The sequence below is a fragment of the Domibacillus antri genome, assembly GCF_001936625.1.
GTDB lineage: Bacteria > Bacillota > Bacilli > Bacillales > Domibacillaceae > Domibacillus > Domibacillus antri.
Window position 1 is genome coordinate 328,468 of the sequence record NZ_MSDU01000003.1, and the last position, 14,246, is coordinate 342,713.

The following is a 14,246-nucleotide window of genomic DNA, read 5'->3' on the forward strand; positions in this document are numbered from 1 at the left end:
TTTGTCTATCTTATGCTTGTTGATAAAGAGCGTATTGTGATGTCAATGCTGCTACACGCTCAGCTGACTCTTTTAATACCGCTTCGTCTTCATGGTTTTTCAATGTTTTTGCGATGATGGATGCCACTTCGTCCATTGCAGCCAAGTCAAAACCGCGTGATGTAACAGCTGCTGTACCGATTCGGATACCGCTTGTAACGAACGGGCTTTCCGGATCGTATGGAATTGTGTTTTTGTTTACCGTAATACCAACTTCATCAAGAACCGCTTCCGCTACTTTACCAGTCAAACCGAGTGAGCGAAGATCGATCAGCAATAAGTGGTTGTCTGTGCCGCCGGAAACGATATCGATTCCTTCTTTTGAAAGGCCTGCTGCCAAACGGCTTGCATTGTCAATGACGTTTTGTGCATATACTTTGAAATCTTCTTGAAGCGCTTCGCCAAATGCAACAGCTTTTGCCGCGATCACGTGCATAAGCGGGCCGCCTTGAATACCAGGGAAGATGGATTTATCAAGCTTTTTGCCGAACTCTTCGCTGGACAAAATCATGCCGCCGCGTGGACCGCGCAATGTTTTATGCGTTGTCGTTGTCACAAAGTGAGCGTAAGGAACCGGATTTTGATGAAGGCCGGCTGCCACAAGACCGGCGATGTGTGCCATGTCAACCATCAAGTATGCGCCTACTTCATCAGCGATTTCACGGAATTTCGCAAAATCAATGGCACGCGGATACGCACTTGCACCGGCAACGATCAATTTCGGCTTGTGCTCAAGCGCTTTTTGGCGGACATCTTCATAATCGATTACTTGCTCATCTTTCGTTACGCCGTACTCAATGAAATTGTATTGTACGCCGCTGAAGTTAACAGGGCTTCCGTGCGTTAAGTGACCGCCGTGAGACAAATTCATACCAAGAACCGTGTCGCCTGTTTCCAAAATGGTGAAGTAAACCGCCATGTTTGCCTGTGCACCTGAATGCGGCTGCACGTTTACATACTCGGCACCGAAAATTTCTTTCGCTCGGTCGCGCGCTAAATCTTCCACAACGTCCACATGCTCACAGCCGCCATAGTAGCGTTTGCCAGGGTAACCTTCTGCATATTTGTTTGTCAAAACAGAACCTTGGGCTTCCATAACGGCTTCAGAAACAAAGTTTTCAGAAGCAATCAGCTCAATTTTCGTTTGCTGGCGTTTTAGTTCATCTTCAATTGCTGCAAATACAGCGGGATCTTGCGTTTGAATTTTACTCATCGTTGTTCTCCTTCCCAATCTATGAAATGAAAATAGTATTGACCGATATCCGTTAAAAAATTCTCTTTCATTCTAACACGTTTTCCGAATCTTTCAACTGCATTTTATGCTTTTCACGTATTTTTTCATAAAAAAATAGCTGTCTTTCACGAAAAAGACAGCAAATCCTTAACATTCATCATCAATCGAATCGCTTACATTCGTTTTTTCATACACAGCGCGCGGGCCGCCAATGAGCTTTGGCCGCGTTTTCGCCATTGTCACATGGGCCGCGCCGACCGAATTTCCTGACGTGCGCACCGGAACGGCTACATGCTTCAAGTGCATGCCGATAAATGTGTCGCCAATGTCAATGCCGCCGTCTGCCTTTACAAACTCGACCAGTACGCAGTCTTTTTGCCGATATGCATAAGATGCCATCGCGCCGCCTGCTGTGCGGACCGGAACAGCAGCGACCTCTTCGTACCCGAATTTTTCCGCCGCTTTCCGTTCCATCACAATGGCCCTGTTCAAATGCTCACAGCATTGAAACGCCAAATGAACGCCCGTCATCGAAGCAAATGAATCAAAAGCTTCATATAAAGCAGCGGCTGTTTCCTCTGTACCTGCTGTCCCGATCCGTCCGCCTGACACTTCTGATGTGGAACAGCCGACCACAAACAGCTGACCCGGTTTAAATTGTGCCTGTTCATGCAGTTCGGTCAAAAGGACATTGAGCTCCTCTTTCCACCCTGCGGCCGCTTCCATTACTGCACTCTCTTTTCATATTCGGTAATTTTACCGATCCGATTCGCATGACGCCCCGCTTCAAAGTCAGTCGTCAGCCACGTTTGCGCAATTTCACGCGCAAGCCCTGGGCCAATAACACGTTCACCCATCGCGAGGATGTTGCTGTTGTTATGCTGGCGTGTCACTTTAGCACTAAACACGTCGTGAACAAGCGCACAGCGAATGCCCTCTACTTTGTTCGCCGCAATGGACATCCCAATGCCGGTTCCGCACACGAGAATGCCGCGGTCAAATTCACCGGCTGCCACTTTTTTCGCGACCGGCAGGGCATAGTCAGGATAATCAACAGATGTGCTGCAGTCACATCCAAAATCTTCATATTCTATGCCGAGTTCTTCAAGCAGCTGTTTTAATTCTTCACGAATATTCACGCCTCCGTGATCAGATGCAATTGCCACTTTCATTTAAAACGCCCCTTTCATGCTCTGTATTAGGTTATTTTCTCATATTTTTATGACGATTTACAATTTAAACCGCGTAATAACCGATTTTAATGCAGCTGCCTGCTCTTGCAAATGACGGCTGACATGGCCGATTTCGCCGATAACATCCGATTGGTCTTCCGCTGCCCGCGTCACTTCATTGGCACCGGCGGATGTCTCTTCGGCAATCGCCGCGACTTCTTGAGACTGTCTTGATGTTTGCTCAATTTTCACCATTTGGCGGTCAACAAGACGGGAGATCTCTTCAACAGCCTCCGCCATACTTGTAATTTTGCCGCTCATCTGTCCGACAGCTTCTTGGGCAGATGCGCCTTTTCTTACCCCTTCACCGGCCGCTTCCGCCTGAACGGTAATTTTATGGACAACGTGGTCCACTTCCTGCTGAATTTGTTTCACCAGGTCGGAAATGCTTTGTACAGCTGACGCACTTTCATCGGCCAGCTTTCGCACTTCTTCCGCTACCACTGCGAATCCTTTGCCATGTTCACCGGCGCGGGCCGCTTCAATTGATGCATTTAATGCGAGTAAATTCGTCTGTGCGGCGATGTCACCGACAAGCCCGATAACTTTGCCGACTTTTCGGGCGTTTTCCTCCAGTGAGCGCACCGCTTCAAGCGATTCTGTATTGTCCGCCGAAAGCGCGTCCATGCCGGAAATGAGCGACTGGAATGTCTCTCTGCTCACATTCAAATCCTGCACCATTCCTTCTGCCTGCTGTGCCGATTCTTTCGCTTTCCGCTGTACATCTCCGGCAATTCCGGCCACTTCTTCCATTGCTTCCGCTGTGGCCTGAACTGCCATAGCGGAACTTTCAGCGCCTGTTGAAATTTCCGCTGCGGTACGGGCCATTTCTTCTGCTTTCTCTGCCGCCTGTCCGCTTATCCCGGCAATATGGCTGACACTTTCATTTGTATCGGAAAAATTGCTTTCAATGCTGCTGACCATCGTCCGCAAATTCGTCATCATGTCGTTAAAAGCAACGGCAAGCGCCCGGATTTCATCGTCTCCGTCCGGCAGTTCGACTTCTTTGTCAATATGCCCGTTTGCCGCTTCCCTTGATGCCGCTTCCAGACGGACGATCGGATTGACAAAATAAGACGCTGCAAAATAGGCGAGAATGCCCGACCAGAGTATTCCTAAAGTAAGCGTTAAAAAGGTGAAAAACGTTTCATTCATATGTGAAAAGTAGAGCGGATACACATAATATATAAACAAAGCGCTTACGGTGTATGTAATAACCGCCAGCAGGGTGACGAGTAACACGATTTTTTTTCGGATTCCAAATGAATACGACTTCTTTTCTCTCATTGTCTACTTCCTTTCTCCCCGCGAAGCCATTTTTCAATAAAAAAAAGCAATTCATCATAGGTTTGGCGGTAAACTTCCACCGGTCCTCCAAATGGATCGATCACATCTCCGTGCGCGCCTTTTAACGTATAAGTTTTTTCTTTAACATGCGGAAAATGAATATCAATTGTCTGTTTATGAGAAGCCGTCATCGTCAAAATGAGATCAGCCCACTCCACCAGTTCTTCCGTTAATTGTGCAGAAGAATGCTGCAAATCAATTCCTTTTTCTGACAAAACAGTCCTTGTACCGATTGAAGCCGGCTCACCCGGACTGGCAAATAAACCGGCAGACCGCACATTCCACTCCGGCCGCTTTTTCCGTAAAATAGCCGCCGCCATCGGACTGCGGCACGTGTTGCCCGTGCAAACAAACAAAATATTCATGAACAACCACCTTTTATGTACGTTTTCTTTCATTATAATGCATCTATAAACAGGAAAATAGTCCTTTTCATTTAGAAAAGGACTATTCATACTGAAAGCAGCCATTTTAATCCGAGAAACATGAGTACCAGACCGCCCGCCGCTTCTCCTGCTTTGCCGGCCATAGCACCCAGCCGCCGGCTGAGCAGGAGCCCCGCCATCGTAAATAAAGCGGATGATAAACCAAAACTGACAACCGCCATCATCTTGTCCATCCCAAGTACCCCGAGTGAAAGCCCCGTTGAAAAACTGTCCATACTCACGCCAAAAGCAAAAAATAAAATACCAATGCCCACCGGCCGTTTTATGTCCGATTCATTTTTCAGCAGTGACAGCACCATCTGCAGTCCCGTCAGCACTAAAATCACACCGCCCGCCGAAAAAATGGCACGGCCGAATATCTCCTGCAATTCGTTCCCTGCTGTCATGCTGGTAAGCGGCATGATGATATGCATAATACCGACAGTCAAGCTCATGACAAGCATATTCCACAAACCCATCCTGCGCATTCCAACCGCCAATGCCGCCCCGAATGCATCCGCCGACAACGCCAGTGAAAGTATGATGATGTCCATGCCTATCTATATTCATCAAATCGTATTTTATCCACAAAAAAAGCCGGTTGATCACCGGATCAATCGACTTTTTTTAACCAGCGCCCGCCGGCTGCCTTCTCGAGCCGGTTCATAATCGCCGCGCCCACTCCTTCTGACGGGAACGTTTCGGCCAAAATGAGATCAACGGGATGCTCATTAAATGAGCGGAGCGCTCCATACAAGCTTTTAGCAACTGATTCCAGATCGGCACGTCGTCCACAGGATATAATGGTATCCGCCGCATAAAAAGACCTGCTTTCTTCCGTCGCCAGGACGCCGACCTTGTTCCCTTCTGCTCGTAATTCGTTAATTTTCTGTTGAATTTGCGCGGTTGTTCCTTCTATTAAATAGAGAGGTGCTTCAGGAGCGTAATGCGTATACTTCATTCCCGGTGACTTTGGTGTTTCTTCTTTATTTTTCATGCCGGATTCTGTCCCCACTTTCCCGGCGACGGCTTCAATATCCGCCTGCGTCACACCGCCAGGACGCAAAATCACCGGAAATGGCCCCGTGCAGTCTACCACGGTTGATTCAAGTCCAACGCCCGTTTCACCGCCATCCACGACTCCCGCAATGCGGCCGTTAAGATCGTCAATTACATGGGCCGCCTTTGTCGGACTTGGTTTTCCTGATCGATTCGCGCTTGGTGCGGCGACCGGGATACCGGTTTCTTTAATGATCGCGAGCGCTGCCGGATGATCGGGCATACGAATCGCAACAGTATCAAGACCTGCTGTCACAAGCTCTGACAGCACCCCGTCTTTTTTGGGTACGATGATCGTCAAAGGCCCCGGCCAAAAGGCATCCATCAGTTTTTGTGCATAATCCGGTATCTTTTCGGCTAAGTTATCCACATCATCGCGCTCTGCAATATGAACAATAAGCGGATTATCGGACGGACGCCCTTTTGCTGTGAATATTTTTTGCACCGCACTATCCATTTTTACCTGTCCGCCAAGGCCGTAAACCGTTTCAGTCGGGAATGCTACCACTTCACCCGCTTGAATTAAGCCGGCCGCTTCTTTAATTTGTGGATAATTTTTTTCAGTTATACCCGACTTATCCACATTCCAGTGTTTTGTCTCCATTTTCGTCACCTTTGCTTATTTATTTACAAAATCTCTATTTTCCAGTCCAATTCTATACATAAATCGACTCTCGGTTTTTGTTTTGCACACATTTATCCACAATATGTGTATAGATTATCCCATTTTGTGAATAACTCTGTGGATGAATGTGGATATTATCAGAAAAATGCAATCAATTTCGCAGTTGTCCCCATAATTCGACAACCGCCCATTTATATTCGGTCTCTTTTTCCCGTTCTTGCTCTTCCGGAAAACAAAGTGCAGGGTACAGTACACACCACCAATTAGCGCCATTCCCCTCACCGATTGTGACGACAAGCGACTCATATATACCCGGCGGATATAAGAAGCGGCCATATTGCTTGGCCGGAAACTCTTCCTGGCCCAATGTTATCTGAACATTGTGTTCAGTGCCCGCTGCCTCACCGGCGATTTTTTTTATCGCATCCATATTTTTTTTAATCATGAGCCGGGATTCTTCTGCCGAATCGGCTGTCTGCGCCCATTTACTGATTTCTGCTGCAATGGCAAGATGTACGTCTTCTTTTCGCTTCTGTTCGTCCACGCTATTATCATGCGCAACCACACGGATGCGGATCGAATCATCCGGAATACCGCCGGCTGTCTCGTCTGCCGGAGCAAAATACATCATAAAAGAAGCAGCTGCCGAAAGTCCATATAAATATAGAATCATTGTCATTGTTTTCATTAAAAATCCCTCCCGGCTTCAGTATCGCCGGGGCGGATTCCTTTTATACGTGCAAAAATACCATTCTATCTTTTCCGTTAATATCATCTATAATTTGGACCTTTCCATCAGGAAATGCCTTTTGAAAAAGAGCGGCGACAGCTTCTGTCTGGCCCGCACCTGTTTCTACACCGGCGACTCCGCCTTCTTGTAAAACAAACGGCAGCTGTTTGGCCATTTTCCGGTATAAATCCAGTCCATCTTCGCCGCCGAAAAGAGCCATATGCGGTTCATGATCCACCACGACTGTGGATAACGTTTCACGCTCATCAATCGGAATGTACGGGGGATTCGATACGAGCAAATCCACTTTTATATGGCGGCTGATCAGCGGTTCAAGCAAATCACCGTATAAAAAATGCACGTCCGCATTGAGTATTTGGGCATTCTGTCTGGCTGTTTGAAGTGCCGCTTCTGATAGGTCGACCGCATACACGGCTGCATCGGGCCGTTCATTTTTCATCGTCACCGCAATGGCGCCGCTTCCTGTCCCGATGTCCGCAATGACAGGCGACTTCATATGAGCGATTTTTTCAAGTGAATGATACACAAGTTCTTCTGTTTCCGGACGTGGAATCAGTACATGACCGTTGACCATAAATGTCCGGCCGTAAAATTCTTCCGTACCGGTAATATGCTGAACCGGCACGCCATCCGCATGTAGGCGGACAAGACGGTCAAATTCAGCTGCCTGCTCATCCGTCAGCGTCTCATGAAGTCTGGCAAGCAGCTGCGGGCGCTCTGCCTGCAGTATATGTTTCATCATATACTCGCCAGCATTGGCATCGCGGTCATGCTTTATTAAAAACGAAGAAGCCCAATGAAGGGCTTCGTAAATTTTGTTGGCCACCATTAATCCTCCAGGTTTTCAAGACGGCTTGATTGATCTTCCACGATGAGGGCATCGATGACTTCGCCGACTTTTCCTTCAAGAATTTGATCGAGCTTTTGAATCGTCAACCCGATGCGATGATCGGTTACACGGTTTTGCGGAAAATTATATGTGCGAATCCGCTCGGAACGATCGCCTGTGCCAACCGCTGATTTGCGAACGGCATCGTATTCCGCCTGTGCTTCTTTTTGAAATTTATCGTAAATGCGGGCGCGGAGTACTTTCATTGCTTTTTCTTTATTTTTAATTTGCGATTTTTCATCCTGGCAGGACACGACAATACCCGTCGGCACATGCGTCAGCCGGACGGCGGACATCGTCGTATTAACCGACTGCCCGCCGGGACCGCTTGATGCAAACGTATCGACACGGATATCTTTTTCGTGCACTTCCACTTCTACTTCTTCCGTTTCCGGCAAAACGGCAACGGTTGCCGTCGATGTATGAATGCGTCCGCCTGATTCCGTTTCCGGCACGCGCTGCACACGATGGGCGCCGTTTTCATATTTCAATTTGGAATACGCACCGCGGCCGTTAATCATAAAAATGATCTCTTTGTAGCCGCCGAGTCCCGTTGCGTTCGCTTCAATCACATCAATTTTCCAGCCGTTTGCTTCTGCATAGCGCGAGTACATGCGGTACAGGTCGCCGGCAAACAGGGCAGCTTCATCTCCGCCCGCTGCCCCGCGAATTTCCATAATAACGTTTTTATCATCATTCGGATCTTTTGGGATCAATAAAATTTTCAACCGGGCTTCAAGATCAGCAAGCGTTTCTTCCAGCTCATTCAGCTCTTCTTTCACCATGTCACGCATCTCTGCATCAAGTTTATCTTCAAGCATCGCTTTTGCATCGGCGTACTGCTCTTTCGCTTCTTTATATTCACGGTACACTTCAACCGTCTCTTGAATATCGGACTGTTCTTTCGAGTAATCGCGCAGCTTTTTCGAATCGTTGACAATATCCGGATCACTTAACAGCTCATTTAATTTTTCATAGCGGTCTTCCACCGCCTGCAGTCGGTCAAACATGCCGTTCACCTCTATCTTTTTACATAATGGTTTCATTATAGTATAGAGGGATTCACTTCGACAATGCCGCTCTGCTATTTATATGAGCTCCATGAACAGTTTAGCCGGGTTTTCAAGCGACGCTTTTAAGTCGTTTAATGCATGTTGAGCGGCTGCCCCGTCAATTAACCGGTGATCGTAGCTTAATGAAAGCGGCATAACCTGACCAATCACAATGTCGTTGTCTTTGACAACCGGCTGTTTTTCAATCATGCCAACACCTAAAATAGCGGTTTCCGGGTGATGAATGACCGGTGTAAACCAGCTGCCTTTCGCAGATCCAATGTTGGAAATGGTGCATGTCCCATCCTTCATATCCGCAGCCGATAAGTTACCGGCTCGCGCTTTCTCCGTTAACTCATGCAGTTCCTCTGCGAGGCCAATGACGGATTTTTGATCGCAGTCTTTTATGACAGGCACGAGAAGGCCGTCTTCTGTTTGAACGGCAATGCCGATGTTGTAAAAATATTTATAGACGACTTCATCAGTTTCTTCACGAATCGAGGCGTTTAATAACCGATGTTTTTTCAAGGTTTGTACAAGCGCTTTGATAATAAACGGCAAATACGTGATGTTTCCAACAGCCGTTTCATTCCATGAATGACGTAAACGGACAAGCTCCGACACTTCTGCCTGACTGAAATGCGTAACGTGCGGGATCGTTTGCTTTGAGTGTGTCATGGCAGCGGAAATCGCTTTTCGGGTAATGGACATTTTCTCCACTTCTATCCGGCTGTCTTTTTCAGAAGAGAGAGAGATTGCCTTAGACTCGTCTGAAAGGGAGGCAGACTGCTTCAGCTTTATGTGATGGTCGATATCGTCTCCCGTTATGCGCCCATTGCCGCCCATCCCCTGTACATCATCAATGTTAACGCCTTTTGAACGGGCGTATTTGCGCACAGAAGGCGTGGCAATGACACGGTGTTTCTGTTGTGACGTTTCTGTTTTTGTTTCGGCTGGCTGCTCTGCAAATTGCCGGACGTCCTCTTCAGTCGGCCGTCCATTCGGTCCAGTAGGTGAAACGTCAGCTAAATTTACCCCTAGCTCCTTTGCAATTTTCCGCACACGCGGAGAAGCTTTAACAAAATTTTGCTTTGCTGTTTCTGACGTTTGGCCGGCAGATTGGGATGTGCCAGCTTCAATCTCAGCCAGCACATTCCCAACGGATGCCACATCTCCTCTGGCGATGTGGATATTTGTTAAAATACCGTCTGCCGGTGCTTCAATTTCATTGACGGCTTTGGCGGTCTGCACTTCAACAAGCACATCGCCTTGTTTCACTTCATCTCCCACTGATTTATGCCAGAACACAATGACACTTTCGTCATCGCTGTCCGATAATCGCGGGAGTGTTACCGTTGTTAAATCGGTATTGGTCATGGCTCATATCCCCTTACTCGTTCATTAATTGGATGACTTCATCATAAATACGTCCGGCATTCGGGAGTACAAACTGCTCTAACTTTTTATTGTATGGAATCGGCACATCTGGAACAGCAATACGGCGGATCGGCGCTTCAAGGTCATAAAGAGCCTTTTCTGCCACACTCGCGGATACTTCAGCCGTCATTCCGTATGATAAATAGTCTTCGTCTACCACAACAAGCCGATGGGTCTTTTTCACTGATTCAATGATCGTCTCCCGATCAAGCGGCACAAGCGAACGCAAATCAATGACTTCTGCATCGATGCCGTCTTCCTTCAGTTTCGCCGCTGCTTCAAGTACATAGTGCACCGTCATTTGCAGTCCTACGATGGTGACATCTTTTCCTTCACGCACCACTTTTGCTTTGCCAAGCGGAACGGTGTACTCCCCTTCCGGCACCTCGCCGACAGCCGCGTCAAGCTGATCCATCCAGCCAAGTCCTTGAAGCGCTTTGTGGAACATAAAGACAACCGGATTGTCATCCCGGATCGCGGACGCCATCATTCCTTTCAAGTCATACGGTGTAGACGGCGCCGCCACCTTCATACCCGGCAAGTGCGCAAATGTCGCATACAATGTTTGTGAGTGCTGCGCAGCATCGGAATAACCGCCGCCCACTGCCGTCATCAATACCATTGGCAGCTTAACATTTCCGCCCGACATATACGGGATTTTAGCCATATGGTTGTATATTTGATCCATACAAACACCGAAAAAATCGACAAACATTAATTCAACAATCGGGCGCATTCCTTCTGCCGCCGCCCCAATGGCCGCCCCGATAAAGGCTGTTTCGGAAATAGGAGTATCCATGACGCGCTGTTCACCAAATCGGTCTATGAGCCCTTGTGTCGATCCGAAAATGCCGCCGTATTTTCCGACATCTTCCCCAAGCACAAACACATTCGGATTTCGCTCCATTTCAATCGCAATTGCTTCTGCCATTGCTTTGTTTCCTGTCAGCATCCGCTGTTTTACTGTTGTCATCGCTCATCATTTCCTTTCATCTAATTTTGATTAAATAAAGACATCTTCAAGCGCTGATTCAAGGGACGGCTCTTCACTTTCACGCGCAAATCGATAGGCATTTTCCACGTCTCGTTTCGCCCGCTTCTCCATTTCTTCAATCTCTTGTTCAGAAACAGAAAACTCATTCCGTAATGTGGTTTTCCATTTAACAATTGGATCTTTCTCTCTCAATGCCGGCACCTCATCTTTTTCACGGTACAATTCAGGATCACCTTGAAAATGTCCGAGGTAGCGATACGTTTCAATTTCAATAATGGTCGGTCCCTCTCCATTGCGCGCCCGTCTCACTGCTTCTTCAGATACGCGGTACATTTCCGCAGGATCGTTGTCTTTTACGTAGGCACCGGCGACATTTGAATAGGCGGCAGCCCGTTTATCATTCGATTCAATGGCGGTGGAAGCGGATTTCGGAACCGAAATTCCGTAATCATTATTTTCTACAACAATAATGAGCGGCAGCTTCCAGAGACCCGCCATATTTAATGATTCATGAAATGCGCCTTGATTCGCAGCCCCTTCACCAATAAACGAAACTGCGACCCAGTCTTTTTTCTTCATTTTTGCTGCTAACGCCGCGCCGACAGCATGAGGAATACCAGCGCCGACAATACCGCCGCACGAAAATTTTACCGCTGGATCAAACAAATGCATATGGCCGCCTTTTCCTTTGCCAAGCCCCGTTACTTTTCCGAAAATTTCAGCGGCCATTTTATCGAGATTTACATTTTTAGCAATCGCGTGATGATGCGGCCGATGCGGCGATGTCACCGTATCCTCCGCTGTTAAATGAGCACAAATTCCAACAGCGGCCGGCTCCTGTCCGGTCGCTAAATGCATTTCGCCCGGGACCGGCCCGGAACCAATGTTAAATACCGGGCTTTTGCCTTCTCCGTACGCTTTCTCCATTTCGTCTTCAAAATACCGGATTTTCACCATCGTTACATACATCCATTTCGCTTGTTCAACAGGAATTGTCATGATAGAGCCCCCTTTAACCATTATTGGATTCACCCTCTTACTTGCAAATACCGTGCCAGCGTGAAAGATACGGATAAATCACCACCATTTTGTATGCGCTTACAAAAATAGTTTGTTTCACATAAAAACTGTCCCATTTTGCAACAAAAATTGCTTCAAAACAGGACAGTTGTACGATAAAGGGACACTTATTTTAAATGAAACCGCTCCATTTGCCGGTAAAGCGTACTTCTTGATATACCGAGGCTTTTGGCAGCACGGCTGTAGTTATTTTCATGAAGCGATAGAGCATGCAGAAGCGCCTGCTTTTTCCATTCTTCTTTTGTCATGATGGTTTTGGATGGTTTTAAAGGTGCAGCTGTATATTGATGAAAAAGTTCATCCGGCAGTGTACTCATATCAAGGATGGTACCGGTTGTTTTATGAATAGAGCGCTCCAGTATGTTTTGCAGTTCACGGACATTGCCCGGCCATTCATACCTGCAAAGCATTTCATTAACCGCCGGCGAGATGCTGTCAATTTGCTTGCCGATCCGCCGGCTGCATTCGCCGGCAAAATAGCGGGCAAGCAGCGGAATATCTTCTTTTCGTTCACGGAGCGGCGGAATCCGGATCGGAATCACGTTCAGCCGGTAAAATAAATCTTCGCGAAACGTTTCATTCCGCACTTCCTCTTCCAGCTTTTTATTCGTTGCCGCAATGATCCGGACGTTCACCGGCAGCACCCGGTGTCCGCCGATTCGGGTCACTTCTTTTGTTTGCAGAACACGCAATAGCACCACCTGCATTTCGAGCGACATTTCCCCGATTTCATCAAGGAAAATCGTGCCGCCGTCCGCTAATTCAAACTTCCCCGGACTGCCGCCTTTTCGTGCGCCTGTAAATGCCCCTTCTTCATAGCCAAACAACTCACTGCCGAGCAAGTCGCGGGGGATGGCTCCGCAATTAATCGCGATAAACGGTTTATGACGCCGTTCGCCCGCATTATGAATCGCCTGGGCAAACACATCTTTTCCTGTTCCGCTCTCTCCAAGCAGAAGTACATTCGCATCAGTCATCGCGGCTTGTTTCGCTTCTTGAATTTGCGTCATAAAAGCGGGAGAGCGCCCGATTATTCCCTGAAAGGTTATTTTCGCCTGGCTGCCCGTCATTGCATTCACAAACTGCCGCACCTGCTGTATTTCTTTAAATTGAATGAGCCAGCCAATACTGCCGGCAATCGGATGCATCCCGAGAAGAACATGCTTCCTTTCTTCCCGTCCATTTATATGCAGGCGAATCTCTTTATCTCCCTCCCGCGCACGCCCTCCCAGCACGTCATGAAAAATACGGTTTTTAAAGATAGAAATCACCATTTTCCCCGTCATCTCTTCTTCATTCATTCCCGCAATTTTCTGAAGGGCTCCATTTGTTTTGACGATGCGCCCGTTTTGATCCATGATAAGCAGTCCATCTGTCAGTGTATTGGTTGTCGCCTCTAAATATCGTTTCATCCTTTCGTTTTTTTCGGATTTTTCCAGTAACTGAAGGTGTGTTTCAATTGCCTTCACTGCTGACACAACCATTCCAAGTGTATGCGGATTTACTTTATCAAACGGACCGGACATATTGAGCACGCCAATAATCTCTCCATTTTTTCCGCGAATAGGGGCTGCTGAGCACGTCCACGCATGACAGGCTGCACAATAATGTTCATGCGCATATACTTGAAGCGGCTGCCCTTCGACAATCGCTGTTCCAATCGCATTGGTCCCAAGTTCACGCTCATTCCAGACCGCTCCCTCTACAAATGACATTTTTTCCGCTTCCCGAATCGTTTCTTCATCTCCAATTACTTTTAACAACATCCCCGTTTCATCGCACAAAATGACCAGAAATCCAGAACCTTCCACAATAGCATAAAGACTTTCCATAAGCGGCAGCGACACTTCAATAAGCAGCGATTTTTCCTTCAAGGCTTTTTTCAATTGCTCTTTCGCGACCGATCCGCCGCGGCGAAAAGCATTTACGCCATTTTTTTTTGAACGGATCCATGACGTTTGAATAAAAGGGGCCAGCCGTCTGTCCATTTCACCCTCTCCGATAAAGCGCTTCCATATTTCATAAAGCTGCTGCTTGTCTTTTTGCACTGCTCCAGCTCCTTTCTCATCGGTTTCTATTTGA

The 14,246-nt window shown here is 47.5% G+C and carries 14 protein-coding genes; all 14 read right to left on the reverse strand.

The window, feature by feature from the left end:
* Positions 1–10: 10 nt before the first annotated feature.
* Positions 11–1,252 carry a serine hydroxymethyltransferase gene (gene glyA / locus BTO30_RS01800; RefSeq protein WP_075396986.1) on the reverse strand — a complete coding sequence of 414 codons (1,242 nt, stop codon included), beginning with the start codon at positions 1,250–1,252 and terminating at the stop codon, positions 11–13.
* Positions 1,253–1,420: 168 nt separating this feature from the next.
* The gene (locus BTO30_RS01805) at positions 1,421–1,999 is read right to left on the reverse strand and encodes a TIGR01440 family protein (RefSeq protein ID WP_075396987.1); all 579 of its coding nucleotides are present in this window, start codon (positions 1,997–1,999) and stop codon (positions 1,421–1,423) included.
* Positions 1,999–2,445, reverse strand: a complete 447-nt coding sequence (rpiB, locus tag BTO30_RS01810; protein ID WP_075396988.1) for a ribose 5-phosphate isomerase B — start codon at positions 2,443–2,445, stop codon at positions 1,999–2,001. Before rpiB ends, BTO30_RS01805 begins: the two co-directional genes overlap by 1 nt.
* 57 nt (positions 2,446–2,502) lie before the next feature.
* Positions 2,503–3,792, reverse strand: coding sequence for a methyl-accepting chemotaxis protein (locus BTO30_RS01815; RefSeq protein WP_075396989.1), 1,290 nt, complete (start codon positions 3,790–3,792; stop codon positions 2,503–2,505).
* Positions 3,789–4,217: a low molecular weight protein arginine phosphatase gene (locus BTO30_RS01820; protein ID WP_075396990.1), complete on the reverse strand. Its 429-nt coding sequence runs from the start codon at positions 4,215–4,217 to the stop codon at positions 3,789–3,791. Before BTO30_RS01820 ends, BTO30_RS01815 begins: the two co-directional genes overlap by 4 nt.
* A gap of 86 nt (positions 4,218–4,303) precedes the next feature.
* Complete coding sequence (locus tag BTO30_RS01825; protein ID WP_075396991.1) at positions 4,304–4,831, reverse strand: manganese efflux pump MntP; 528 nt, start codon at positions 4,829–4,831, stop codon at positions 4,304–4,306.
* Positions 4,832–4,890: 59 nt separating this feature from the next.
* Positions 4,891–5,940: an L-threonylcarbamoyladenylate synthase gene (locus tag BTO30_RS01830; RefSeq protein WP_211272807.1), complete on the reverse strand. Its 1,050-nt coding sequence runs from the start codon at positions 5,938–5,940 to the stop codon at positions 4,891–4,893.
* A gap of 172 nt (positions 5,941–6,112) precedes the next feature.
* Positions 6,113–6,649, reverse strand: coding sequence for a stage II sporulation protein R (locus BTO30_RS01835; RefSeq protein WP_075396993.1), 537 nt, complete (start codon positions 6,647–6,649; stop codon positions 6,113–6,115).
* 43 nt (positions 6,650–6,692) lie between these two features.
* Positions 6,693–7,541 (reverse strand): peptide chain release factor N(5)-glutamine methyltransferase, encoded by an 849-nt coding sequence (gene prmC / locus BTO30_RS01840; protein WP_075396994.1) that lies wholly within the window; start codon positions 7,539–7,541, stop codon positions 6,693–6,695.
* On the reverse strand, positions 7,541–8,611 hold the full coding sequence (gene prfA, locus BTO30_RS01845; RefSeq protein ID WP_075396995.1) for a peptide chain release factor 1: 1,071 nt from the start codon (positions 8,609–8,611) through the stop codon (positions 7,541–7,543). The genes prmC and prfA overlap by 1 nt, the downstream gene beginning before the upstream one ends.
* A 78-nt stretch (positions 8,612–8,689) precedes the next feature.
* Positions 8,690–10,030 (reverse strand): dihydrolipoamide acetyltransferase family protein, encoded by a 1,341-nt coding sequence (locus BTO30_RS01850; RefSeq protein ID WP_075396996.1) that lies wholly within the window; start codon positions 10,028–10,030, stop codon positions 8,690–8,692.
* Positions 10,031–10,043: 13 nt separating this feature from the next.
* On the reverse strand, positions 10,044–11,063 hold the full coding sequence (locus BTO30_RS01855) for an alpha-ketoacid dehydrogenase subunit beta (RefSeq protein ID WP_075396997.1): 1,020 nt from the start codon (positions 11,061–11,063) through the stop codon (positions 10,044–10,046).
* A gap of 30 nt (positions 11,064–11,093) precedes the next feature.
* Complete coding sequence (locus BTO30_RS01860; protein WP_075396998.1) at positions 11,094–12,083, reverse strand: thiamine pyrophosphate-dependent dehydrogenase E1 component subunit alpha; 990 nt, start codon at positions 12,081–12,083, stop codon at positions 11,094–11,096.
* 188 nt (positions 12,084–12,271) lie between these two features.
* Complete coding sequence (locus tag BTO30_RS01865; protein ID WP_143331889.1) at positions 12,272–14,212, reverse strand: sigma-54-dependent Fis family transcriptional regulator; 1,941 nt, start codon at positions 14,210–14,212, stop codon at positions 12,272–12,274.
* Positions 14,213–14,246 lie beyond the last annotated feature (34 nt).